Genomic DNA, 23,308 nt, shown 5'->3' with positions numbered 1-23,308 from the left:
CCGGGCCGAGCATCGCGTCCATCCGCTCCATCCGGGCCAGCGCGAGCAGCCCGGCGGTCTCGGAGCCGGGACTCCCGGGGGCACCGCCGCGTCTCAGTGGTTTTACGGGTCCTACGCCCCGTGGGGCCTACGCCTCGGTGGGTCCGGCCTGGATGTCGGCGTAGCGCTGCACCCACGCGTGCATGGCGATCGCGGCGGCGGCGCCGGCGTTGATCGAGCGGGTCGAGCCGAACTGGGCGATCGAGCAGACCATCGACGCGTGTTTCCGGGCCTCCTCGGTGAGACCGGGGCCCTCCTGCCCGAACAGCAGCACACAGCGGCGCGGCAGCACGGTCCGCTCCAGCGGCACCGCGCCGGGCAGATTGTCGATGCCGATGATCGGCAGGTCCTCGGCGGCCGCCCACGCGGTCAGCTCCGCCGTGTCCGGGTGATGGCGCACATGCTGGTAGCGGTCGGTGACCATCGCCCCGCGCCGGTTCCAGCGGCGGCGGCCCACGATGTGCACCTCCTTCGCCAGGAAGGCGTTGGCGGTGCGCACCACGGAACCGATGTTGAAGTCGTGGCCCCAGTTCTCCACGGCCACGTGGAAGTCGTGGCGGCGGGTGTCCAGGTCCGCGACGATCGCCTCGCGCGTCCAGTAGCGGTAGGGGTCGACGACATTGCGCCGGTCGCCCTCGGCCAGCAGCTCGGGGTCGTAGCGCTCGTCCTCGGGCCACGGCCGCGGGTGCGGGCCGACGCCGATCTCGGGGGCGAAGCCCTCGTCGTACTGGAGCGGCTGTTCTTCGGTGGTGCTCACCCGACGAGGGTACGGGGACCGGCGCCGGTCCCCTCATCCGTACGGCCCTGCTCGGGCAGGCGGACGGCCCCCGGGTCCTCCGGGGCCTCCGGGGCCTCCGGGGCCTCCGGGGCCGGTGGTGCGGCGGGCGGGCGGCGCAACAGCCGGTCGCGGCCCCGCGCGGCCCGGCCGCCCAGCCACACCAGGAAGACCGTGGGCAGGAAGACGGCGTCCGCGGCGATCATCGCGAGCGAGAAGAACGGCAGCCCGAGCAGCACCGCGATACCGGCGTGCTCCAGCATCATCGCCGCGAGCAGCACGTTCTTGATCCGGCGGTGGAAGAGCGTGAAGGGGAACGCGACCTGGACGATCACCGTGCCGTAGCTCACCAGCAGCACCAGTACGCCGCTGCCCGCCAGCAGGGCGGAGAGGGCCGGCCAGGGGGTGAAGTAGTCGAGGTGGAGCGGGTAGTAGAGCGCGGTCCCGTCCTGCCAGCGCGAGCCCTGGACCTTGTACCAGCCGGCCGTGGCGTAGATCAGGCAGACCTCCGCCATGATCACGACGAGGGTGACGTTGTGGGTCAGGTTGGCGATCACGTCGAGGAGGGTGCGCGGTTCGCCGGGCGCGTACCGGCCGACCAGCCACCACAGCGCGTGGCCCAGCCACAGCACCCAGAACAGGACGAGCAGCCAGCCCTCGCCGCTGACGCCGGAGAACCAGGTGGCGGCCATCAGGAAGCCGCCGAGCACGATCCACAGCAGCGGGCCGACGGGCCCGTCCGCCCCCGGCGCACCCGGCGTGCCCTCGGCGCCTTCAGGGCCCTCGGACGTACGGGCCCGAGCGCGGGCCGCGCGGCGGGCGTCGAGCGACCAGACCTGCCCGCAGCGGACGAAGACCAGATAGAGCGCCATGAGGTGGAGGACGTTGTCGCCGCCGTCGCCCATGAAGACGGAGCGGTTCTGCAGGGACAGCACCCCGGCCATGAAGAGCACCGAGACGGCGCGGGTGTGCCAGCCGAGCAGCAGCAGGGCGGCGGAGAGCACCGCGAGCCCGTAGACGATCTCGAACCAGAGCCCGCCGTCGGACCACATGAGCGCGCTGAAGGAGTGGTTGTCGGCGATCAGCCGCCGGCCCATCTCCCACGACCAGGGGCCGTCGGGGCCGTACAGCTCGTGCCGGTGCGGCCACTCGCGCAGCAGGAACAGCAGCCAGGTGAGCGAGAAGCCGATCCGGACGACCGCCGACTGGTAGGGGCCGAGGGCGTGCGCGGTGACCTTCTGGACGGCGGCGGCGAGGCGCGGGGCGGGCGAGGAGGGGTGTTTCATCGGGCGGCGGTCTCCGTCCCGGCGGTGGGGGACACGGGCCCGGTGGCGGCGGTCCCGGAGGTCTTCGTGGAGTCGGTGGTGTGTGCGGAGGCCGCGGTCCGCGCGGCGGAGGTCCGTGCGGCGGCTGAGGCGGGGACGCCGGGCCGGTCGGCGTCGGTGATCGTCCACCACCGGTAGGCGCGGTAGGCGGGGCGGGTGTCGGTCTTCTCGGTGCTCCACGCGGGGGCGGGCACGGCCCGGGTCACGGAGCGCACCTGGATCTTCCGCACGGTGCCGTCGAGGTCCCGCTCACCGAGCCGGGAGACCACGATCCGGCGCAGATAGCCCTCGGACAGTTCGCCGCGCATGCCGATGGGGAGCCGGTCCTCGTTGTGGAAATTCAGGAAGAACTCCCAGGCCCGGCGCAGCTCGTTCTGTTCGGTGTGGCTGGGCACGAGGCTGCCCCGGATCCGCTCGGTCTCCCGGGCGGTGAGGTCGATCCAGCCGGTGGTGCGGACAGCGCCGTCCGGGCCGGCGATCTCGGCGCGGGCCTCGACGGAGATGTTCTGCTGGAGCGGGTTGGGGGCGAACAGCTTCCAGTTCTGTTCCAGCTCGGGGTAGATCCAGTCGTCCACGGCCGTCCCGTGCTGCTTGGTGAGCGTGTTCGAGGGCGCGACATGCAGAAAGACCATCGCGAGGTGGACGCAGCCGAACACGCCGAGGACGGCCAGGGCGACGGCCGCGACGACCTGGTACCGCAGCGAGAGTCCGGCGATCCCTGGGCCCCGGGGCCCGGTCGATGAGGGCGGCTCGGCCGCTTCCGTGCCGTCATACGCGTCCATCGCGCCCCGTTCCCCGCTCGGCGTAAGGAGTTATCCACAGAGGTTGACACCATACGGGCCCCCGAACGACCATTGAAGTCATTCAACCGAACGATCGGTCGGTAGGGGGTCCGATGACCGCAGGTACGGCAGAGACGACGGCGACGGAGCGGGCGGAGGTGCCCCAGGACGCCCTCGAAGCGGTGTTCGACGCCGCCATCGCCGCCGACGAGCGGATCGAGCCGCGCGACTGGATGCCCGACGCCTATCGGGCGGGCCTGATCCGCCAGATCGCGCAGCACGCCCACTCCGAGATCATCGGCATGCAGCCGGAGGCCAACTGGATCACCCGCGCGCCGTCCCTGCGGCGCAAGGCGATCCTCATGGCCAAGGTGCAGGACGAGGCCGGCCACGGCCTGTATCTGTACAGCGCGGCCGAGACCCTCGGCGTCAGCCGCGACGAGCTGCTCGACAAGCTCCACTCGGGCCGCCAGAAGTACTCGTCGATCTTCAACTACCCGACGCTGACCTGGGCCGACGTCGGCGCCATCGGCTGGCTCGTGGACGGCGCGGCGATCACCAACCAGGTCCCGCTCTGCCGCTGCTCCTACGGGCCGTACGCCCGCGCGATGGTCCGGGTCTGCAAGGAGGAGTCCTTCCACCAGCGCCAGGGATACGAGGCACTGCTCGCCCTCTCCAACGGCACCGAGGCCCAGCGCGCCATGGCCCAGGACGCGGTGAACCGCTGGTGGTGGCCCTCCCTGATGATGTTCGGCCCGGCGGACGACGCGTCCACCCACTCCGCGCAGGCCATGGCCTGGAAGATCAAGCGGCACTCCAACGACGAGCTGCGCCAGCGGTTCGTCGACTACGCCGCCCCGCAGGCCGAGTCCCTCGGCCTCACCCTGCCCGACCCCGACCTCAAGTGGAACGAGGAGCGCGGGCACTACGACTTCGGCCCCATCGACTGGGACGAGTTCTGGAACGTCCTCAAGGGCAACGGCCCCTGCAACGATCAGCGGCTCACCAAGCGCCGCCAGGCCCATGAGAACGGCGCCTGGGTCAGGGACGCCGCCGTGGCCTACGCCGCCAAGCACCAGCACACGAACGCGCACGAGAACGGGGAGGCACGGGCATGACCACCGACGGATGGCCGCTGTGGGAGGTGTTCGTGCGCTCGCGCCGCGGACTGTCCCACACCCACGCCGGCAGCCTCCACGCACCCGACGCGGAGATGGCCCTTCGCAACGCCCGCGACCTCTACACCCGCCGCAGCGAGGGCGTGTCGATCTGGGTCGTCCCCTCCGCCGCCGTCACCGCCTCCTCCCCGGACGAGAAGGACCCCTTCTTCGAGCCCGCCGCGGACAAGGCCTACCGGCACCCCACGTTCTACGAGATCCCGGACGGGGTGAAGCACCTGTGACCAGCCCCCGGCCCACCAGCACCGTCACGCCCGGCGTCACCGTCACGCCCGGCGCGCCCGCCGCGGCGCTCCCCCTCGGCGACGACGCCCTCGTCCTGGCCCAGCGCCTCGGCGAGTGGGCGGGCAACGCCCCCGCCCTCGAAGAGGACGTCGCACTCGCCAACATCGCGCTCGACCTCCTCGGCCAGGCCCGCCTCCTGCTCTCCCTCGCCGGTGACGAGGACGAACTCGCCTACCTCCGCGAGGAACGCGCCTTCCTCAACTGCCAGCTCGTCGAGCAGCCCAACGGCGACTTCGCGCACACCATCGCCCGCCAGCTCTACTTCTCCACCTACCAGCGACTGCTCTACGCCGCGCTGGCCGAGGGCGACAGCCCCCTGGCCCCGCTCGCGGGCAAGGCCGTCAAGGAAGTGGTCTACCACCAGGACCACGCCGAGCACTGGACGCTGCGCCTGGGCGACGGCACCGACGAGAGCCACCGCCGGATGCAGGAGGCCTGCCAGGCCCTGTGGCGCTACACCGGCGAACTGTTCCAGCCGCTCGACGGCCTCGACCTCGACACCGAGGCCATGGAGCGCGCCTGGCTCGACTCCGTCACCGCCGTCCTCGAACGCGCCACCCTCACCGTGCCCACCGGCGCCCGCACCGGCGCCTGGAGCGCGGGGGCCGGCCGCCAGGGGCTGCACACCGAACCGTTCGGCAGGCTCCTCGCCGAAATGCAGCACCTGCACCGCAGTCACCCCGGAGCGTCCTGGTGACCGCCACCCACGCCCCCGCCCCGGCCCCGACCGCCCTGGAAGCGGAACTGGCCCGGATCGCCGGCGCCGTCCCCGACCCGGAGCTGCCCGTCCTCACCCTCGCCGACCTCGGCGTGGTGCGCGGCGTGCACCTCCAGGGCCCCGGCCGCGTCCAGGTCGACCTCACCCCGACGTACACCGGCTGCCCCGCCATCGAGGCGATGTCCACCGACATCGAGAACGCCCTCCACGCGCACGGCATACCCGACGTCACCGTCGTCACCGTGCTCACCCCCGCCTGGTCCACGGACGACATCAGCGAGGAAGGGCGCCGCAAACTCACCGAGTTCGGCATTGCCCCGCCCCGGCCCCAGGGCCCCGCCGGCGGGGCCGTACCGCTGACCCTCGCCATCCGCTGTCCTCACTGCGGCTCCACCGACACCGAGCTTCTCAGCCGCTTCTCCTCCACCACGTGCAAGGCGCTGCGCCGCTGCGTCGCCTGCCGCGAACCGTTCGACCACTTCAAGGAGTTGTAGATGCCGACCCCCAGCACCGGACGGGCCGGGTTCCATCCGCTCCGGGTGAGCGCGATCGAGCAGCTCACCGACGACTCCGTGGCCGTGACCTTCGCCGTCCCGCCCGAGCTGCGCGACGCCTACCGCCACATCCCCGGCCAGCACCTCGCCCTGCGCCGCACCGGACAGGACGGCGAGGAGATCCGCCGCACCTACTCGATCTGCTCCCCGGCCCCCGCCGAGGGCGAGCCCACGGCGCCGCGGGTCGGCATCCGGCTGGTCGACGGCGGCGAGTTCTCCACGTACGCGCTCAAGGAACTGGCCGTCGGCGACACCGTGGACGTCATGGAGCCCACCGGCCGCTTCGTCCTCGAACCGCGCCCCGGGTACTTCGCCGCCATCGTCGGCGGCAGCGGCATCACCCCGGTCCTGTCGATGGCCGCCACCCTGCTCGCCCGCGAACCCGAGGCCCGTTTCTGCCTCGTCCGCGGCGACCGCACCGCGGCCTCCACGATGTTCCTCGACGAGGTCGCGGATCTGAAGGACCGCTTCCCCGACCGGTTCCAGCTCGTCACCGCGCTCTCCCGCGAGGAGCAGCAGGCCGGGCTCCCGTCCGGCCGGCTCGACCACGCCCGGCTCGCCGAACTGCTGCCGGCGCTGCTCCCGGTCGGCGAGATGGACGGCTGGTTCCTGTGCGGTCCGTTCGGCCTCGTGCAGAGCGCCGAGCAGGCCCTGCGCGACCTCGGCGTCGACCGCTCCCGGGTGCACCAGGAGATCTTCCACGTCGACGACGGCTCGGCCCCCGCCCCGGCCCCCGCGGCGGACGCCCCCGCCGACGCGACGCTGTCCGCCACCCTGCACGGCCGGTCCGGCAACTGGCCGGTCCAGCAGGGCGAGACGCTGCTCGAAACGGTGCTGCGCGCCCGGGCGGACGCCCCGTACGCCTGCAAGGGCGGCGTCTGCGGAACCTGCCGTGCCTTCCTCGTCTCCGGCGAGGTGCGGATGGACCGCAACTTCGCCCTGGACCCCGAGGAGACCGAAGCCGGTTACGTGCTGGCCTGTCAGTCCCACCCCGTCACCCCGGACGTCGAACTCGACTTCGACCGCTGAGGACCCCCGGCGACCGACGGAGACCGCCGGAGACCGCTCCGGCGGAGCCGCCGCCCGGCCATTCCCTTCCTTCCACGGCTGCCCTATCTTGACGATCCGTCAGATCGAGACGGGGCAGCCGGGAAGCCAAGGGAAGGGCAGGACAGTGGACTTCACCTTCACCGAAGAACAACAGGCCGCCGCCGAGACAGCCCGGGCCGTCTTCGCGGACGTCGCCCCCGACGCCGTACCCAGCCCCGCCCTCACCTCAGGGGCGGTCGCCGACGACCTCGACCGCGCCCTGTGGCACCGGCTCGCCGCCACCGACCTGCTCGGTCTCGTCCTCGACCCCGCGCACGGCGGCTTTGGCCTCGACCCCGTCGCGCTCTGCCTCGTCCTGCGCGAATCCGCCCGGGCGCTGGCCCGCGTTCCCCTGCTTGAGACCAGCGCGGTCGCGCTCACCCTCCAGCGCCACGGCCCCGCCGAGACCGCCGCCGCCCTGCTGCCCCGGGTCGCGCGCGGCGAACTCGTCCTCACCGCCGCCGCCCACGGCCGGACCGGCCATGAACCGCCGCCGCTCGCCGTCACCGCCCGCCGCGACGACGCCGGCTGGACGTTCGACGGCCACACCGGCGCCGTCCCCTGGGCCCAGCGGGCGGACCGTATCGCCGTACCCGCGCACACCGCCGACGGCCGTACCCTCGTCGCCCTGGTACCCCGCGATCACACCGGTCTGACCCTCGCCGACCAGTACGGCACCCATGGCGAGCTGCTCGCCGACCTGCGGCTCGACGGCGTCCGTCTCGGCCCCGACGACGTCGTCGACTCCGACGGGGCGTGGCCGTGGCTGCACGGCCTTCTCACCACCGGAACCTGCGCTCTCGCCCTCGGGCTCGGCGAGCAGGCGCTCGCGATGACCAGCCGGTACACGGCCGGGCGCCGGCAGTTCGGACACCCCGTGGCCACGTTCCAGGCCGTCGCCGTCCAGGCCGCCGACCGCTACATCGATCTGCGCGCCATGGAGGTCACGCTCTGGCAGGCCGCCTGGCGGCTGGCCACCGGCGCCACGACCGCGCTCCCCGCCGCCGCGGACATCGCCGTCGCCAAGATCTGGGCCGCGGAGGGGGTACGGCGGGTCGTCCAGACCGCCCAGCACCTGCACGGCGGCTTCGGCGCCGACACGAGCTACGCCCTGCACCGTTTCCACGCCTGGGCGAAGTACCTCGAACTGTCCCTCGGCCCGGCCGGCCGGCACGAGGAGGAACTGGGCGACCTGCTCGCCGCCCATCCCGTCGTCTGACCGGCCCCCGTCCGACCGGCCCACCGGCCCGCGAAGGGTACGGACCCGCGAAGGGCCGGGGGTTTCTCAGATCACCTGCGCGGCGCTGTCGCCGTCCGCCACCATGGGGCGGCCGGCGCCGGCCCAGGCGTGCATGCCGCCGTCGATGTTCACCGCGTCGACGCCCTGCCCGATCAGGTACTGCGTGACCTGCGCCGAACGGCCACCGGAGCGGCACATCACATACGCCCGACCGTCGTCGCCGACCGCGTCGCTCACCGCGCCGAACCGGGCCACGAAGTCGCTCATCGGCACGTGCAGCGCGCCCTCGATGTGACCGGCCGCCCACTCGTCGTCCTCACGGACGTCCAGCACGAGGGCGTCGTCGGGCACGGAGGCCGCGGCGACCGACGGCAGCGGGGCGAAATTCATGGTCCAGGCCTTCCCTCGGCAACGTCGCGCCCTCTGCGGGCGCACTTGTCACGAACCTACTGCACGAGCTCGGCGAGTTCCGCCTCGCGCTCGGCGACCTGTGCCAGCAGCTGCCCGGCGATCTCCTCGAGGAGGCGGTCCGGGTCGTCGGGAGCCATCCGCAGCATCGCGCCGATGCCGCTCTCCTCCAGCTCCCGCGCCACCCGCGACAGCATCTCCTTGCGCTGGGACAGCCACTCCAGCCGCGCGTACAGCTCCTCGCCCTCACTGAGCCGCACCTCGGGCACCGGACCGGCCGCCCACTCCTCCGTGAGGGCGCGCAGCCGCGTCTCGTCCCCGAGGGCGTAGGCGGCGTTCACGCGCGTGACGAACTCCTCGCGCCGCCTGCGCTCGTCGTCGTCCCGCGCCAGGTCCGGGTGCGCCTGCCGCACCAGATCGCGGTACAGCTTGCGGACCTCGTCCGACGGGCGGACCCGCTTTGGCGGCTGCACCGAACGCTCGGTCAGCATCGCCGCCGCCTCCTCGGACAGGCCGTCGGAATCCAGCCAGTCGTGGAAGAGTTCCTCGACACCGGGCAGGGGCGCCAGCGAGGCGCGCGCCTCGCGCGCCCGCCGCAGATCCTCCGGGTCCCCGGTACGGGCCGCCCGGGCCTCGGTGATCCGGACGTCCAGCTCGTCGAGCCGCGCGTACACCGGACCGAGCCGCTGGTGGTGCAGCCGGGAGAAGTTCTCCACCTCGATCCGGAAGGTCTCGACCGCGATCTCGAACTCGATCAGGGCCTGCTCGGCCACCCGGACGGCTCTCTCCAGCCGCGCCTCGGGCCGCTCGTCGGACTCGCCACCCACGCCCTGGTCCACGCTCACGTCCACGCCTGCCCACGTCCTCGTTCCGGCTCGTCCGAACCACCCTACGGCCCTTCGGGGACCCGCTCCCGCCGCCATCGGCCGGCACCGCGCCACCGGACCCGCCGGGAAGAGCGGAAGCGGCGCTATCGCACCAGTTCACGCCCCTCGGCCGGTTGTGCCTCCCCGTCGGACGGCGGTACGCCGGCGCCTTCCTGCGGGGACTGCCCGCCGACCGCGCCGACGTGATCTCCTACGACAACAAGGCCCATGCCGGCCGCGCCTTCCAGGCCACCGGCGCCTGAGCCCCCGGTCCGCGTCGCCGGGAGCGAGGGAAACCGTCCCGGAAAACCCGGCTGCCCCGGCCCGCACCCCGTGCGAGGGGGGCGGGCCGGGGCAGGCCGGGTGCGGCGCCGACTGCTCGGCGTCGGCCGCTTCGTATCGGCTACTTGAGGTAGACCAGGCCGTCGGTGGTCACGGTCGGACGGCCGGAGGTGCCGACCACGACGATCTTCACGGTGTGCTTGGCGCTGCCGCTCCAGGTCTTGGTCCAGATCGCCTCGCGGTACTTGGCGGCGGACGCCTTCAGGTCGACGGTCGCCACCTTGGCGCCGTCGACGTAGACGTACGCCTGGCCGGAGTTGGTGGCGCGGGAGACGACCCAGGCAGCGGACCGGCCCGTGAAGGTCCAGCTCAGGCCGGCCTTGGCGGAGGAGCTGGAGTAGGACTTGCCGCCGAGGTAGCTGGTGGAGGACTTGGCCGTCCAGGTACCGGTCTTGGTGGCGGCGGTCTCCTGGAGGATCACCGGGGTGCCCGCGACGGACGCCGTGGCGGTGTTGCCCGCCTGGTCGTAGGCGGTCATGGACCAGGTGGTCGCCGCACCGGACTTGGCGGTGTGGGCGGCGCTGGCCACGGTGGGACCGTAGGTCTTGGCCACCGGGGCGGTGAGCCGGACCTCCTTCAGCGCGGCACCGTCGGTGGCCTTCCACGCGAGGGTCAGCGGGACCGCGGTGGTGTTCACGGTGCCCGTCCGCAGCGAGAGGGCGGGCTTCGTGGTGAAGGAGGGCGCGCCGGTCTCCGCGATCACGGTCGCGGCCGCGGTGGTGGTGGCCTTGCCGGACTGGTGGACCGCGCGGACGGCGACCTTGTGGGTGCCGAGGGCCAGCGTGGCCTTGGCGGAGGTCGCGGTGCCGGCCGTGGTGGCGGCGACCTTGCCGTCGACGAGCAGTTCGAACCGGCTGATCAGCGCGGCCGGGGTGGTGGCCGCCCAGTTCACGGTGACGGCGGCCTTGGTGTAGTACGTCGAGCCGGCGACGCCGACCCCGGTGAGCGACTTGATCGCCAGACCGGAGACGGGACCGGCGGCCAGGGTGCGGACGGTCGCGAGCTGGTTGTAGAAGGCGTCGCCCGGGCACTGGGTGTTGTAGCCGTCCCGGTGGCCGTGGATCACCGGGAAGGACAGCTGCGCGCCCTTGGCCCAGCTCTTGCCGAAGTAGTTGATGCCGCTGTCACCGGCGGTGAGGGTGGTGGTGCCGGCCGGGTCCACGCCGTACTGGCCGAGCTTCCACGCGGCGACCCGGGCGACCGAGACCATCGCGGCCTGCGGCGGAGCGGCGTCGGTGTACGTGCCCAGCACGGAGATGCCGGCGGTCTCGGCGTTGAAGCCGTAGGCGTGCGCGCCCTGCACCGGGCGGTCGACACCGCCCTTGCGGCCCTCGTAGACCGTGCCGCACTTGTCGACGAGGAAGTTGTAGCCGATGTCCTTCCAGCCGAGCTGTTTGACGTGGTACGCGTAGATTCCGCGCACGACCTTCGGGCCGTCGGCGCAGGTGTAGTTGTTGGACTCGGCGGTGTGGTGGACGACGATCGCCTTCACCTTGCCGCCGGGCAGATAGCCGGGCTCCTCGGGGCTGATCGACTCGTCCGCGCCCCAGCCGGCCCGGGAAGTGATCGGCGGGCGCGGCGCGCTGGACGGCGGCGCGGGCGGCGCCGTCGTCGTCGTCGATGACGGAGTGGGCGTGGGCGTGGTGCTCGCGGTCGCCGAGGGCGAGACCGAAGCGGACGGCGACACGGACGCGGACGGTGTGCCGCTCGGCGACGCGGGCCCGCTCGGGGTCCCGGTCGGCGACGGCTCCTCGGTCGGCTCGACGGGAGCAGGGACGGGGACGGGGACGGACGGCGCGTCGGGCGTGGTGGCGCCCTGCTCCGGTGCCGCGGGGTCCGGCGCGGCCGACGGCGGGTCGGTCTGCTCGATCCGGAACCCGGCGGGCTCCATGGACGTCACGCTGCCCTTGCCCGGGTCGATCATGTCGAGGCGCAGCCCCGCGGGCAGTCCGGCCGCCACCGAACGGCCCGAATCGACCCGTACCTCGACCGCGTTGGACGGGCCGACCCAGGCCGGTTCGGTGCCGCCGCGCGCGGCCCCGTTGTCGCGCTCGCCGCTGTCGCCGTCCAGCCGCAGCCAGGGCGACCACTGTCCGGACTCCACGTTCCGGGTCCGGACCTCGACCGTGCCGCGCACCCGGGCGCCCGGATCGGTCCAGGTCACCCCCACCATGCTGAACGGCTTCGCCTCGTCCTGCTTCAGCGTCGCGCTGCGCCGGTCGCCGCTCTCGCGCAGCGCGGCCGTCCGCGTATCGGCCTTCACCGGCCGGGGCTTGGCGGCGGTGACGCCGAGCCCGATTCCGTCGGTGCCGGCCGGTCCGCCGGTGGTGCCCGTCGTCCCCTGGAGGACCAGCACGCCGGATATCCCTGCCGCCACGGCGGCAGCCGTGCACCCCACTACGAGTCGCCGCTTCACGCAGCCCCACCCCTTCGACCTGTTCGTTCATGTCCGCACGCGACAGCGAACCGAGGTCCCCACCCACGTCACAGCGCGTGCAGAGGGAAAAATACAGTCCCTTCGCGGCTCTCTTGGAAGGGGTGGGAGAGGGCCGTTGGGAAGGGCCCGGGAAGAAAAGTGCGGCGGGTACGGACGGCGCCGGCCCGGTCGTCCGAACCAGCCGCGACGGAGAAGGCTCTGACGGAGCGACAGAACGGCGACCGCGTCGCCCCTGTATTGCCCCTGCCCCTTCCCGGATGCCATGTAGGCCGGACAAACAGAAGCGGTCGGTATCGTGTATACGATGCCGACCGCTTCATCTGTGCGCGAGGGGGGAGTTGAACCCCCACGCCCTTTCGGGCACTGGAACCTGAATCCAGCGCGTCTGCCTATTCCGCCACCCGCGCATTGGGTGGTCTCCCGGCTCCCTCACCTTTCGGTTCGTTTGCCTGGCGACATCTGAAGATTAGCACGTCGGAGGCGGTGGATTCACATCCGTTGTTCGTGACCCCCTCCACACCCCCTCCGCGCCTCCCCCGGCCCCCGTCCCCGCCCCACCCACGCGCCACCCCCACCTCGTTCCCACCTCGTTCCCGCGCCGCTCCCGGAGCCGCGACGCGGCCGGGCCGAGGAGGAGACCGGGGAAGGCAACGAGCGAAGGGCGAGGAAGAACGGAGGAGGGCGAAGAAGGAGGGGGAGCGAGGAGGACGCGGAGGACGCGGAGGGCCGGGCCGGGAAGGCGCGGGGCGCGCCGACGAGGAACCGGAGAAACCAGAGGAGACCAGCGAGAGCGGCCGAGCCCTCCCGCCCGACCAAGACGCGGGCCGGGGAAGTCTCGGGGAAGTCTCAGGGACGACCCTGGGGGAAATCAGGGGGAAACCAGTGGAAAGCAGAGGGACAGGCGGATCGTCCCGGGGGAGGAAACAGGGAGAAGCGGGGAGGAAGCGGCGGCGGACTGGCAGCGGACCAGCGGCGGGCCGGGCCGGAAGGGGGCGGCGCGCGGGGGACGGCGAGGCGGTGACGTACGGGGAGCCCTCCTGCTCCGGCCCCCGGTGCGGGACACTGTCCACAGGCCACCTCTACGATCCGTGGGGAAGGCCCGCCGGAGCCTGCGAAGTCTGCGGAAGGTCTGTGAGAGAGGTGACACTCGTCCACAGGGCAGAGAAGGGGAACCAGCCGATTTCCCGACGCGTGGATACGATCAGTAAGCAGTACCAGGGCGACAACGACGGAGGAGGTGCCCCATGGGAGTCATGAAGAGGTTCGAGCAGCGACTCGAAGGTCTGGTCAACGGCACCTTCGCCAAGGTCTTCAAGTCCGAGGTCCAGCCCGTCGAGATCGCCGGCGCGCTCCAGCGCGAGTGCGACAACAACGCGACGATCTGGAACCGCGAGCGGACCGTCGTCCCCAACGACTTCATCGTGGAGCTGAGCGCGCCGGACTACGAGCGCCTCAGCCCCTACTCGGGCCAGCTCGGCGACGAGCTCGCCGGCCTGGTCAGGGACTACGCCAAGCAGCAGCGCTACACCTTCATGGGCCCGATCAAGGTCCATCTGGAGAAGGCCGGCGACCTCGACACCGGTCTGTACCGGGTACGCAGCCGCACGCTCGCGTCGAGCACGTCGCAGCCGCAGCAGCAGCCCGCCGCCGGCCAGCAGCAGTCCCCCGGCGGCTACGGCTATCCGCCCCGGTCCGCCGGCGCGCCGCCGATGCCGCAGACCCCGCCGCCGGGTGCCCCGGCCATGCCGTCGCACCGTCCGCAGACCCCCGCCACGGGCGGCGGCGGTCAGACGCGGCGCTGGATCGAGATCAACGGGACCCGGCACCAGATCTCCCGCCCGACCCTGGTCCTCGGCCGCAGCACCGACGCGGACGTGCGGATCGACGATCCCGGCGTCTCGCGCCGGCACTGCGAGATCCGGACCGGAACGCCCTCGACGATCGCGGATCTCGGGTCCACCAACGGCATCGTGGTGGACGGGCAGCACACCACCCGCGCTACGCTCCGCGACGGCTCGCGGATCGTCGTGGGCAGCACCACCATCGTTTTCAGGCAAGCCGAAGGGTGAAGCGGGGGCAATGTCAGAGCTGACCCTGACGGTCATGCGGCTGGGTTTTCTGGCCGTTCTGTGGCTGTTCGTCATCGTGGCCGTACAGGTCATCCGGAGCGATCTGTTCGGTACGCGGGTCACCCAGCGCGGTTCCCGCCGCCAGGAGGCACGGCCCCAGCAGGCCGGCCGCCAGGCGGCGCCACCGCAGCAGCGGGGCGCGCAGCCGAGCGCGGGCGGCGGCGGGCGGCAGCGCCGCGGCGCCCCGACCAAGCTCGTCGTGTCCGAGGGCACCCTCACCGGCACGACGGTCGCCCTCCAGGGGCAGACCATCACGCTGGGCCGGGCCCACGACTCGACCATCGTGCTGGACGACGACTACGCCTCCAGCCGGCACGCCCGGATCTATCCGGACCGGGACGGTCAGTGGATCGTCGAGGACCTCGGGTCCACGAACGGCACGTATCTCGACCGGAGCCGTCTCACCACCGCCACACCGATTCCGCTGGGCGCGCCGATCCGCATCGGCAAGACCGTCATCGAGCTGCGGAAGTAGTGCTACATCATGAATGAGCGCGAGTGGAGCGAGCGCGCCGGAACGGTCCGGTCGACGGACCGGACCGGAGTCAGCGCGGGCGCCCGGGCAGCGGGCCCGGGCGGGTACGTGCTCCCGACCGGAGGGTGGGCAGTGTGTCTCGAGACCGGCGGCACCCCCAGGCGGCGCCGACAGGGCAGGTGGGCATGAGTCTTTCGCTGCGTTTCGCCGCGGGTTCGCACAAGGGCATGATCCGCGAGGGCAACGAGGACTCCGGTTACGCCGGTCCCCGGCTGCTCGCGATCGCCGACGGCATGGGCGGTCAGGCCGCGGGCGAGGTCGCCTCGTCCGAGGTGATCTCGACCCTGGTGACGCTCGACGACGACGTTCCCGGCTCCGACATCCTCACCTCCCTCGGCACCGCGGTGGTCCGCGCCCACGACCAGCTGCGGATGATGATCGAGGAGGACCCGCAGCTGGAGGGCATGGGCACCACGCTCACCGCCCTGCTGTGGACCGGTCAGCGCCTCGGTCTCGTGCACGTCGGCGACTCGCGCGCGTATCTGCTGCGCGACGGTGTGCTCACCCAGATCACGCAGGACCACACCTGGGTGCAGCGGCTCGTCGACGAGGGCCGGATCACCGAGGAGGAGGCCACCACGCACCCGCAGCGTTCGCTGCTGATGCGCGCGGTCGGCACCGGCGACCATGTCGAACCGGATCTGTCGATCCGTGAGGTGCGGGCCGGCGACCGTTATCTGGTCTGCTCCGACGGCCTGTCCGGGGTGGTGTCGCACCAGACGATGGAGGAGACCCTCGCCGGGTACCACGGCCCCCAGGAGACCGTGCAGGAGCTGATCCAGCTCGCGCTGCGCGGCGGTGGCCCCGACAACATCACGGTGATCATCGCCGATGTCTTCGACGTCGACGCCGGTGACACCCTCAGCGGACATCTCGGTCATCTCAGCGACACCCCCGTGATCGTGGGCGCCGTCGCCGAGAACCAGCCGCTGCTGCACGACGGCGGTGCCATGCACACGCCCGCGGGCCGTGCCTCCGGGCTCGGCCGGCCGGCGCACCAGCGGCCCCCGGCCGGCGGCTTCGGGCCGCCCGGCAGCGGCGACGACCACGGCTACGGCGACATGCCCCCGGGCTCCTTCGACTCGTACACGGACGACGACTTCGTGAAGCCGCGTTCGACGGGCTTCACCTGGTTCAAACGCTCGCTCTACCTCGTGCTCGCGCTCGCCGTCGTCGGCGGCGGTCTGTACGGCGGCTACCGCTGGACGCAGACGCAGTACTACGTGGGCGCCAAGGACGACCATGTGGCGCTGTACCAGGGCATCAGCCAGGAGCTGGCCTGGGTGAAGCTGTCGGAGGTCGAGAGCGACCATCCCGAGATCGAACTCAAGTACCTGCCCGCGTACCAGCGCAAGCAGGTCGAGAAGACGATCGCGGGCGGCAGCCTCGGCAAGGCTCAGACGAGGATCGCCGAGCTGTCGCTGCAGGCCTCGGCCTGCAAGAAGACCGACCAGCGCCACAAGGCGGCCGCGGACGCCGCGGAGAACGCGAGCCCCAAGCCGCCGACCGGCGACGACAAGTCCAAGGCAGCCACACCGTCCCCTGGACCGACCCTGTCCGCGGAGGAGCAGAAGCTGGCCTCGAACTGCGGCAAGCAGTAAGCGAGCCGCAGACCCGAGGGGGCCTTTCACCACCATGAGCGTTGTCACCAATACGACCACCATCGGCGCCATCGAGGCGCCGAGCCGTCGCAACACCGAGCTGGTCCTGCTCGCCTTCGCCGTCGCCATCCCGGTGTTCGCGTACCTGAACGTCGGTCTCGCGATCGACGGCAAGGTGCCGTCCGGCATGCTCGGCTACGGGGCGGGCCTCGCCCTGCTCGCGGGCGTCGCGCATCTCGTGGTGCGCAAGTGGGCCCCGTACGCGGACCCGCTGCTGCTGCCGCTCGCCACCCTGCTCAACGGCATGGGCCTGGTGCTGATCTGGCGCCTCGACCAGTCGCCGCGGCTGATCGCCCTGGCGAAGCGCGCGTACGGCGCGTTCAGCCCGTCGGCGCCCAACCAGATGATGTACTCGGCCGTCGGCATCGCCATGTTCGTCGGCGTGCTGCTGCTGCTGAAGGACCACCGGGTCCTCCAGCGCTACACGTACATCTCCATGGTGGCGGCGCTCGTGCTGCTGCTGCTGCCGCTCGTCCCGGGCCTCGGCGCGGACGTCTTCGGCGCCAAGATCTGGATCCGCGTCGGCGGTTTCTCCATCCAGCCCGGCGAGTTCGCCAAGCTGGTCCTGGCGATCTTCTTCTCCGGTTATCTGATGGTGAAGCGGGACGCGCTCGCGCTGGCCAGCCGCCGTTTCATGGGGCTCTACCTGCCGCGCGGCCGTGACCTCGGCCCGATCGTCACGATCTGGGGCGTCAGCCTGCTGATCCTGGTCTTCGAGAACGACCTCGGTACGTCGCTGCTCTTCTTCGGCATGTTCGTGATCATGCTGTACGTGGCCACGGAGCGGACCAGCTGGGTCGTCATGGGTCTGCTGATGTCCGCGGCCGGTGCCGTGGCCGTCGGCTCGACCGCGAGCCACGTGCAGTCCCGTGTCGCGGCCTGGCTCGACCCCTTCGAGTGCCTGAAGACGGCCCCTCCGGGCACCAACATGGCCTACGCCTGCGACCAGATGACGCAGGTCCTGATGTCCTTCGGCTCCGGCGGCATCCTCGGCACCGGCCTCGGCGAGGGCAACTCCGACCTCGTCCAGTTCGCCGCCAACTCGGACTTCATCTTCGCCACCGTCGGCGAGGAGCTGGGTCTGGCCGGCGTCATGGTCTTCCTGCTGCTGTACGGCCTGATCATCGAGCGCGGTGTGCGCACCGCGCTGGCGGCCCGCGACCCGTTCGGCAAGCTCCTCGCGATGGGCCTGTCCGGCGCGTTCGCGCTCCAGGTCTTCGTCGTCGCCGGCGGTGTCATGGGTCTGATCCCGCTGACGGGTATGACGATGCCGTTCCTCGCGTACGGCGGTTCGTCCGTGATCGCCAACTGGGCGCTGGTCGGCATTCTCATCCGGATCAGCGACACCGCGCGCCGCCCCGCGCCGTCCCCCGCCCCCAACCCCGATGCCGAGATGACCCAGGTGGTCCGTCCGTGAACAAGCCCCTGCGCCGGGTCGCGATCTTCTGCGGCCTGCTGGTCCTCGCCCTGCTCGTCCGGGACAACTGGCTCCAGTACGTCCGTGCCGACGAGCTGAACTCCCACCCGAAGAACAAGCGGGTGCAGATCGAGCGCTACGCCAGCGAGCGGGGCAACATCATCGTCGACGGCAAGCCGATCACCGGCTCCGTCAACTCGGGCGACACGTTCTACCAGTTCAAGCGGACGTACGTGGACGGCCCGATGTGGGCGCCCGTGACGGGCTACGCCTCGCAGGCCTTCGACGCCAGCCAGATCGAGAAGATCGAGGACGGCGTCCTCACCGGCAACGACGACCGGCTGTTCTTCGACCGCACCCTGTCGATGTTCACCGGGGAGAAGAAGCGCGGCGGCGATGTCGTCACCACGCTGAACGGGGCCGCGCAGAAGGCCGCCTTCCAGGGCCTCGGTTCGAAGACGGGCGCGGTCGTCGCCCTGGACCCGACGACCGGCAAGGTCCTGGCGCTGGCCTCCACCCCGTCGTACGACCCGGGTTCCTTCTCCGGCTACCACGACTCGGACGCCGAGGCGTGGCAGAAGCTGGAAGGGGACAAGAACAAGCCCAAGCTGAACCGCGCGCTGCGCGAGATCTACCCGCCCGGTTCCGTCTTCAAGGTCGTCACGGCCGCGGCGGCGCTGGAGAGCGGCAAGGTCACCGACATCAACGCGGCGACCGACACGCCCGAGGGCTGGAAGATCCCGCTGTCGACCAAGCCGATGATCAACCACGCGAGCGGCTGCGCCAACGCCAGCCTCAACGAGGCGCTGCGGGTCTCCTGCAACTCGGTGTTCGCGAAGCTCGGCGACGACGTGGGCCGGGACAAGATGGTGGAGACGGCGGAGAAGTTCGGCTTCAACGCCGAGCAGTTCATGCCGGTCCGCGCCGTGGCCTCGGTCTACGACAAGCAGTCCGACCGCGGTGGCAACGCGTTGTCGTCGATCGGCCAGTTCAACACCGCGACGACCCCGCTGCAGATGGCGATGGTGACGGCGGCGATCGCCAACGACGGCAAGCTGATGAAGCCGTACATGGTGGACGAGCTGCGCGCGCCCAGCCTGGAGCTGATCAAGAAGACCGAGCCGGAGGAGCTGAGCCGCCCGGTCTCGCAGAAGAACGCCCAGCTGATCCAGCAGATGATGGAGAACGTCGTCAGCCGGGGCACCGGCAGCAACGCCGATCTGGGGATGCCCGGCGTGAAGGTCGGCGGCAAGACGGGTACGGCGCAGCACGGCGAGCTGAACTCGAAGCGGCCGTACGCGTGGTTCATCGCCTACGCCAAGACCGCGCAGGGCTCGCCGGTCGCGGTCGCCGTGATCGTCGAGGACTCGGAGGGCACGAACCGTGAGGACATCAGCGGTGGCGGTCTGGCCGCGCCGATCGCCAAGGCCGTGATGCAGGCCGTCCTGAAGAGCAAGAGCTGACCCCCGGCCTCCGGGCGGCCGCTCGGCGACCGCCCCGGCCCGGATCGTGACCGACGTTACGGCGGGCGGCGTTCCGGTCCGGGAAGCGGCCGCCGGCATGGGCCGCGACCTGGGAAGGTTCCGGCGGCGGGACGGCCGGTGAGCGGGCCGGGCCGGGTACCGGTCGGGTATCAGGTGCAGGTCTACGGGCCGGGCGCCACCCCGCGGCCGGTAGCGTATGCGCGAACAGCACACCGCCGGACCACACACGGGTGCGGTCGGGACAGACGGAGAGGGCTGGAGTAGCTATGGAAGAGCCGCGTCGCCTCGGCGGCCGGTACGAGCTGGGCTCGGTGCTCGGCCGTGGTGGCATGGCCGAGGTGTACCTCGCCCACGACACCCGGCTCGGTCGCACCGTCGCCGTGAAGACGCTGCGGGTCGACCTCGCCCGTGACCCGTCCTTCCAGGCCCGGTTCCGCCGTGAGGCCCAGTCCGCCGCCTCTCTGAACCACCCGGCGATCGTCGCCGTCTACGACACCGGCGAGGACTACGTCGACGGGGTCTCCATCCCGTACATCGTGATGGAGTACGTCGACGGGTCGACGCTGCGCGAGCTGCTGCACTCCGGGCGCAAGCTGCTGCCCGAGCGCACGCTGGAGATGACCGTCGGCATCCTCCAGGCGCTGGAGTACTCGCACCGCGCCGGCATCGTGCACCGCGACATCAAGCCGGCCAACGTCATGCTGACCCGTAACGGCCAGGTCAAGGTCATGGACTTCGGCATCGCGCGCGCCATGGGCGACGCGGGCATGACCATGACGCAGACGGCCGCGGTGATCGGCACCGCCCAGTACCTCTCCCCGGAGCAGGCCAAGGGCGAGCAGGTCGACGCCCGGTCCGACCTGTACTCCACCGGCTGTCTGCTGTACGAGCTGCTGACGGTCCGGCCGCCGTTCATCGGCGACTCGCCGGTGGCCGTCGCGTACCAGCACGTACGCGAGGAGCCGCAGCAGCCGAGCAACTTCGACCCCGAGATCACGCCCGAGATGGACGCCATCGTCCTCAAGGCGCTGGTCAAGGACCCCGACTACCGCTACCAGTCCGCCGACGAGATGCGCGCGGACATCGAGGCGTGCCTGGACGGCCGTCCGGTCGCGGCGGCCGCGGCGATGGGCGGCGGTGCGTACGGCGGGGGCTACGGCGGTTATCTGCCGGAGGAGCAGCAGCCGACCTCGGCGATGCGCCAGGCCCCGGACGCGCAGGGCGCGCCGACCACGATGATGGCCCCGATGCCCGGGGACGACGCCGGCTACGGCGGGTACGACGACCGCCCGGCCCGGCGCCGGCAGCAGAAGAAGTCGAACACCTCGACGATACTGCTGGCCGTCGCGGGCGTGCTCGTGCTCGTCGGCGCGATCTTCATCGGCAGCTCGCTCTTCGACAAGAAGGACACCCCGGAGCAGGTTCCGGTCCCGCAGCTCGTCGGCAAGACGATGAAGACGGCCGGGGAACTCGCGGAGAACTCGCGGATCAAGGTGGAGCAGAGCGGCTCGGAGCGCTGCGATCAGCCGAAGGGCACGATCTGCAGCCAGAAGCCGGAGTTCGGCCCGTCCGAGAAGATGACCGTCGGCGACACGGTCTCCGTCGTGGTCTCCGAGGGCGCGCCGCAGGTCGAGATCCCCGATGTCGTCGAGCAGTCCCGCTCGCGCGCCGAGGAGCGGCTGACCAACCAGGGCTTCAAGGTCGTCGTGAAGACGGAGGAGTCCGACCAGGAGCCGGGCAAGGTGCTGAGCCAGAGCCCGGAGGGCGGCTCGAAGGCGGAGAAGAACTCCGAGGTCACGATCACCGTGTCCAAGAAGAAGCAGACTCCGCTGCCGGACGTCGTCGGCCGTGAGGTCAACCAGGCGACCGCCGACCTGGCCACGCTCGGGTTCGCGAACGTGGCCCGGCAGGAGGTCGACTCCGACAAGCCCGCGGGCGAGGTCGTCGGCATGACGCCGAACGGCGGCACCCCGCAGGCGAAGGACGTCCAGATCACGCTGAAGGTCTCCAAGGGCCCGCAGCAGCCGGAGCCGCCGGCGGGTCAGGCCGTTCCGCCGGTCACGAACATGACCGTCGACGCGGCGCGCGCCGTCCTCGCGGCGGCCGGGTTCCAGCTCACCGTCGACGGTCCCAGCGGCCCGGACGCGGTGGTCAAGGACCAGGACCCGAAGCCGGGCGAGCAGGGGCAGCCGAACCAGGTGGTCACGGTGAAGACCGAGAAGGTCGGCGGCGGCCGCGGCCTGTTCGGGCGGTAGGCCGGTTCGTACAGCACACGGGTGAGCCCCGGTATCCGATACGGATGCCGGGGCTCGCGCGTGGGTGGGGAGAGGGCCTCGGGCGGGGTGTGACCGGGGCCGCCGGTGACGGTTCCGGTGGCCGTGCCGCCGGTCAGTGGCGGAGTTCCGCCGGAGGGGTGCGCTTGGCGTCGACCTTCTCGGTACGGACGAGTTCGCCCCAGACGATGTAGCGGAAGTCCGAGGTGTACATCGGGGTGCAGGTCGTGAGGGTGATGTAGCGGCCCGGCTTGGTCTTGCCGGACTCCTTGGGGACCGCCTGGAGGACGTCCACGTTGTACTTCGTGGTCTCCGGCAGGGTCTTGTAGACCTTGTAGACGTACCAGGTGTCCCGCGACTCGAAGACGATCGGGTCGCCGGTCTTCAGCTTGTGGATGTTGTGGAACTTCGCGCCGTGCCCGTCGCGGTGGGCGGCCAGCGTGAAGTTGCCCTGCTTGTCGGCGGGCATGGCGGCCTTGACCGGATCGACGTAGTAGCCGGCGACACCGCCGTTGAGGACCTCGCTGTCGGTGCCCTTCTTGACGAGCACCTCGCCGTCGCCCATGGCCGGGACGTGCAGGAAGCCGAGGCCGCCCTTTATGTCGATGGCTCCGGGACCCGCGGTCGTGCCGGCGGCCCACTGGTCGCGGACCTTGTCGCCCTCCTTGTGGGCGGCCCGGTCGGCGATGACGTTCGTCCACCACAGCGAGTAGACGACGAAGAGCCCGAGGATCAGGCCCGCGGTGATGAGGAGTTCGCCGAAGACGCTGATGATCCCGGCGATCCGGTTGCGCGCACGTGCCACGAGGTCGTCCCGTTTTCGAAGTGATGGTCCCGGTGTGGGGTCAGCCTACGAGCGCGGGGGGCTTCCCCTTGCTCCGCGGCCGTTCGTCGGCGAGCTGTCCCCACACGATCATGCGGTACGTGCTGGTGAATTCGGGGGTGCACGTCGTGAGCGTGATGTAGCGGCCGGGTTTCGTGAACCCGGACTGCTTCGGCACGGGGTCGATGACCGAGACGTTCGCCGGCGAGGTCTGCGGCAGGATGCTGGTCATCTTGTACGTGTAGTACGCGTCCCGGGTCTCGACCACGATCGGGTCGCCGGGCTTCAGCCGGTTGATGTAACGGAACGGTTCGCCATGGGTGTTGCGGTGGCCGGCGACCGCGAAGTTGCCCTGCTTGTCGGCGGGCATGGCGGTCTTGAGACCGCCCTCGCCGTAGTGGCCGACCATGCCCTTGTCGAGGACGGCGGTCTTGCCGATGCCCTCGGCGACCGGGACCACGACGTCCAGCTTGGGGATGTACATGATGGCGAAGCCCTTGCCGGGTTCGAAGGCCCCCGGCACGTCGTCGCCGCCCTGTTCCCAGGAGTTCTCTATCTCGTGCTTGGCCTGGTCGGTCTCCTGGCCGGCCCGGACGTTCGTCCACCACAGCTGGTAGGTGACGAACAGCAGCATCACCACGCCGAAGGTGATGAACAATTCGCCGACACCGCGGCTGAGGACGACGCCGAAGGAGTCCTTGGCGGCGCGGGCGGCACGGCGGGCCTCCACCCGGGACAGCGGACGCTCCGGCGCACCAGGGGTCGCCGGTGCACCGGTGCCGGGCGGGGCGGCGCCGGACGCTGCCGGGCCGGACGGTCCGGGGCCGCGCTGTCCGGGTACGGAGGAGCGGGGGGCAGAGGGCAAGGCCGAGGACAAGGCAGAGGTCGAGCCCAAGGACGAGCCCAAGGACGAGCCCAAGGACGAGCCCAAGGACGAGCCCAAGGACG

At 71.4% G+C, this 23,308-nt stretch carries 21 protein-coding genes and 1 tRNA gene; 13 read left to right on the top strand and 9 right to left on the bottom strand.

Features of this window, described 5'->3' with window-relative positions; genetic code table 11:
* Positions 1-127: 127 nt before the first annotated feature.
* Genes ABZ990_RS29110 through ABZ990_RS29100 form a run of 3 tightly spaced genes read right to left on the bottom strand, consistent with a single transcriptional unit; the run spans position 128 to position 2,921 of the window.
* Positions 128-796, bottom strand: coding sequence for a TrmH family RNA methyltransferase (locus tag ABZ990_RS29110; RefSeq protein ID WP_361237913.1), 669 nt, complete (start codon positions 794-796; stop codon positions 128-130).
* A complete protein-coding gene (locus ABZ990_RS29105; RefSeq protein WP_361237910.1) occupies positions 793-2,100 on the bottom strand; it encodes an HTTM domain-containing protein in 1,308 nt (435 codons plus the stop codon). The genes ABZ990_RS29110 and ABZ990_RS29105 overlap by 4 nt, the downstream gene beginning before the upstream one ends.
* Positions 2,097-2,921 carry a DUF5819 family protein gene (locus tag ABZ990_RS29100; protein ID WP_361237907.1) on the bottom strand — a complete coding sequence of 275 codons (825 nt, stop codon included), beginning with the start codon at positions 2,919-2,921 and terminating at the stop codon, positions 2,097-2,099. The genes ABZ990_RS29105 and ABZ990_RS29100 overlap by 4 nt, the downstream gene beginning before the upstream one ends.
* 113 nt (positions 2,922-3,034) lie before the next feature.
* Between ABZ990_RS29100 and paaA the strand changes: the two genes are divergently transcribed.
* The 6 genes from paaA to ABZ990_RS29070 all read left to right on the top strand — a co-directional run bounded on the left by paaA (position 3,035) and on the right by ABZ990_RS29070 (position 7,964).
* The gene (gene paaA / locus ABZ990_RS29095; RefSeq protein WP_361237904.1) at positions 3,035-4,039 is read left to right on the top strand and encodes a 1,2-phenylacetyl-CoA epoxidase subunit PaaA; all 1,005 of its coding nucleotides are present in this window, start codon (positions 3,035-3,037) and stop codon (positions 4,037-4,039) included.
* Complete coding sequence (gene paaB, locus ABZ990_RS29090) at positions 4,036-4,323, top strand: 1,2-phenylacetyl-CoA epoxidase subunit PaaB (protein ID WP_361237901.1); 288 nt, start codon at positions 4,036-4,038, stop codon at positions 4,321-4,323. Before paaA ends, paaB begins: the two co-directional genes overlap by 4 nt.
* A 95-nt stretch (positions 4,324-4,418) precedes the next feature.
* Positions 4,419-5,081, top strand: coding sequence for a 1,2-phenylacetyl-CoA epoxidase subunit PaaC (paaC, locus tag ABZ990_RS29085; protein ID WP_361237919.1), 663 nt, complete (start codon positions 4,419-4,421; stop codon positions 5,079-5,081).
* Positions 5,078-5,596 (top strand): 1,2-phenylacetyl-CoA epoxidase subunit PaaD, encoded by a 519-nt coding sequence (gene paaD / locus ABZ990_RS29080; protein ID WP_361237898.1) that lies wholly within the window; start codon positions 5,078-5,080, stop codon positions 5,594-5,596. Before paaC ends, paaD begins: the two co-directional genes overlap by 4 nt.
* Positions 5,597-6,685 carry a 2Fe-2S iron-sulfur cluster-binding protein gene (locus ABZ990_RS29075; protein ID WP_361237895.1) on the top strand — a complete coding sequence of 363 codons (1,089 nt, stop codon included), beginning with the start codon at positions 5,597-5,599 and terminating at the stop codon, positions 6,683-6,685.
* Positions 6,686-6,830: 145 nt separating this feature from the next.
* The gene (locus tag ABZ990_RS29070) at positions 6,831-7,964 is read left to right on the top strand and encodes an acyl-CoA dehydrogenase family protein (protein ID WP_361237892.1); all 1,134 of its coding nucleotides are present in this window, start codon (positions 6,831-6,833) and stop codon (positions 7,962-7,964) included.
* 66 nt (positions 7,965-8,030) lie between these two features.
* Here ABZ990_RS29070 and ABZ990_RS29065 read toward each other — a convergent pair whose 3' ends face one another.
* Entirely contained in the window at positions 8,031-8,375 is a 345-nt protein-coding gene (locus ABZ990_RS29065) for a rhodanese-like domain-containing protein (RefSeq protein ID WP_361237889.1), read from the bottom strand.
* 56 nt (positions 8,376-8,431) lie between these two features.
* Positions 8,432-9,244, bottom strand: a complete 813-nt coding sequence (locus tag ABZ990_RS29060; RefSeq protein WP_361237886.1) for a hypothetical protein — start codon at positions 9,242-9,244, stop codon at positions 8,432-8,434.
* 149 nt (positions 9,245-9,393) lie between these two features.
* Here ABZ990_RS29060 and ABZ990_RS29055 point away from each other — a divergent pair, with 149 nt between their 5' ends.
* Positions 9,394-9,522, top strand: a complete 129-nt coding sequence (locus ABZ990_RS29055) for a hypothetical protein (protein WP_361237883.1) — start codon at positions 9,394-9,396, stop codon at positions 9,520-9,522.
* A 140-nt stretch (positions 9,523-9,662) separates the two neighbouring features.
* On the opposite strand, the gene ABZ990_RS29050 is transcribed toward ABZ990_RS29055, so the two are convergent.
* Positions 9,663-11,774: a peptidoglycan recognition protein gene (locus ABZ990_RS29050; RefSeq protein ID WP_361237916.1), complete on the bottom strand. Its 2,112-nt coding sequence runs from the start codon at positions 11,772-11,774 to the stop codon at positions 9,663-9,665.
* Between the two features lie 587 nt (positions 11,775-12,361).
* Positions 12,362-12,445 (bottom strand) — tRNA-Leu (locus tag ABZ990_RS29045).
* Positions 12,446-13,282: 837 nt separating this feature from the next.
* Here ABZ990_RS29045 and ABZ990_RS29040 point away from each other — a divergent pair.
* From ABZ990_RS29040 to pknB, 6 genes are all read left to right on the top strand, one after another.
* Complete coding sequence (locus tag ABZ990_RS29040; RefSeq protein ID WP_361237880.1) at positions 13,283-14,107, top strand: DUF3662 and FHA domain-containing protein; 825 nt, start codon at positions 13,283-13,285, stop codon at positions 14,105-14,107.
* 10 nt (positions 14,108-14,117) lie between these two features.
* Positions 14,118-14,642, top strand: coding sequence for an FHA domain-containing protein (locus ABZ990_RS29035; RefSeq protein ID WP_361237877.1), 525 nt, complete (start codon positions 14,118-14,120; stop codon positions 14,640-14,642).
* Between the two features lie 185 nt (positions 14,643-14,827).
* Positions 14,828-16,303, top strand: coding sequence for a PP2C family serine/threonine-protein phosphatase (locus tag ABZ990_RS29030; RefSeq protein ID WP_361237874.1), 1,476 nt, complete (start codon positions 14,828-14,830; stop codon positions 16,301-16,303).
* Between the two features lie 34 nt (positions 16,304-16,337).
* Positions 16,338-17,780, top strand: a complete 1,443-nt coding sequence (locus ABZ990_RS29025) for an FtsW/RodA/SpoVE family cell cycle protein (protein WP_361237871.1) — start codon at positions 16,338-16,340, stop codon at positions 17,778-17,780.
* Positions 17,777-19,243 (top strand): penicillin-binding transpeptidase domain-containing protein, encoded by a 1,467-nt coding sequence (locus tag ABZ990_RS29020; RefSeq protein WP_361237869.1) that lies wholly within the window; start codon positions 17,777-17,779, stop codon positions 19,241-19,243. Before ABZ990_RS29025 ends, ABZ990_RS29020 begins: the two co-directional genes overlap by 4 nt.
* 287 nt (positions 19,244-19,530) lie before the next feature.
* Positions 19,531-21,519 carry a Stk1 family PASTA domain-containing Ser/Thr kinase gene (gene pknB, locus ABZ990_RS29015; RefSeq protein ID WP_361237866.1) on the top strand — a complete coding sequence of 663 codons (1,989 nt, stop codon included), beginning with the start codon at positions 19,531-19,533 and terminating at the stop codon, positions 21,517-21,519.
* Positions 21,520-21,652: 133 nt separating this feature from the next.
* Here pknB and ABZ990_RS29010 read toward each other — a convergent pair whose 3' ends face one another.
* Both ABZ990_RS29010 and ABZ990_RS29005 read right to left on the bottom strand, forming a co-directional pair.
* Positions 21,653-22,342 carry a class E sortase gene (locus ABZ990_RS29010; RefSeq protein WP_361237863.1) on the bottom strand — a complete coding sequence of 230 codons (690 nt, stop codon included), beginning with the start codon at positions 22,340-22,342 and terminating at the stop codon, positions 21,653-21,655.
* 40 nt (positions 22,343-22,382) lie between these two features.
* Positions 22,383-23,308: class E sortase (locus tag ABZ990_RS29005; RefSeq protein ID WP_361237860.1), on the bottom strand; the 926-nt coding region annotated here is incomplete at its 5' end.

The organism is Streptomyces sp. NPDC046203, assembly GCF_040646255.1.
GTDB lineage: Bacteria > Actinomycetota > Actinomycetes > Streptomycetales > Streptomycetaceae > Streptomyces.
This window is presented reverse-complemented; position numbering and strand designations above follow the sequence as displayed.

Coding starts and splice junctions, on each gene's coding strand:
- ABZ990_RS29105 (WP_361237910.1), bottom strand. CDS start 2,100: ATGAAACACCCCTCCTCGCCCGCCCCGCGCCTCGCCGCCGCCGTCCAG.
- ABZ990_RS29100 (WP_361237907.1), bottom strand. CDS start 2,921: ATGGACGCGTATGACGGCACGGAAGCGGCCGAGCCGCCCTCATCGACC.
- paaA (WP_361237904.1), top strand. CDS start 3,035: ATGACCGCAGGTACGGCAGAGACGACGGCGACGGAGCGGGCGGAGGTG.
- paaB (WP_361237901.1), top strand. CDS start 4,036: ATGACCACCGACGGATGGCCGCTGTGGGAGGTGTTCGTGCGCTCGCGC.
- ABZ990_RS29075 (WP_361237895.1), top strand. CDS start 5,597: ATGCCGACCCCCAGCACCGGACGGGCCGGGTTCCATCCGCTCCGGGTG.
- ABZ990_RS29065 (WP_361237889.1), bottom strand. CDS start 8,375: ATGAATTTCGCCCCGCTGCCGTCGGTCGCCGCGGCCTCCGTGCCCGAC.
- ABZ990_RS29050 (WP_361237916.1), bottom strand. CDS start 11,774: ATGGTGGGGGTGACCTGGACCGATCCGGGCGCCCGGGTGCGCGGCACG.
- ABZ990_RS29040 (WP_361237880.1), top strand. CDS start 13,283: ATGGGAGTCATGAAGAGGTTCGAGCAGCGACTCGAAGGTCTGGTCAAC.
- ABZ990_RS29035 (WP_361237877.1), top strand. CDS start 14,118: ATGTCAGAGCTGACCCTGACGGTCATGCGGCTGGGTTTTCTGGCCGTT.
- ABZ990_RS29030 (WP_361237874.1), top strand. CDS start 14,828: ATGAGTCTTTCGCTGCGTTTCGCCGCGGGTTCGCACAAGGGCATGATC.
- ABZ990_RS29025 (WP_361237871.1), top strand. CDS start 16,338: ATGAGCGTTGTCACCAATACGACCACCATCGGCGCCATCGAGGCGCCG.
- pknB (WP_361237866.1), top strand. CDS start 19,531: ATGGAAGAGCCGCGTCGCCTCGGCGGCCGGTACGAGCTGGGCTCGGTG.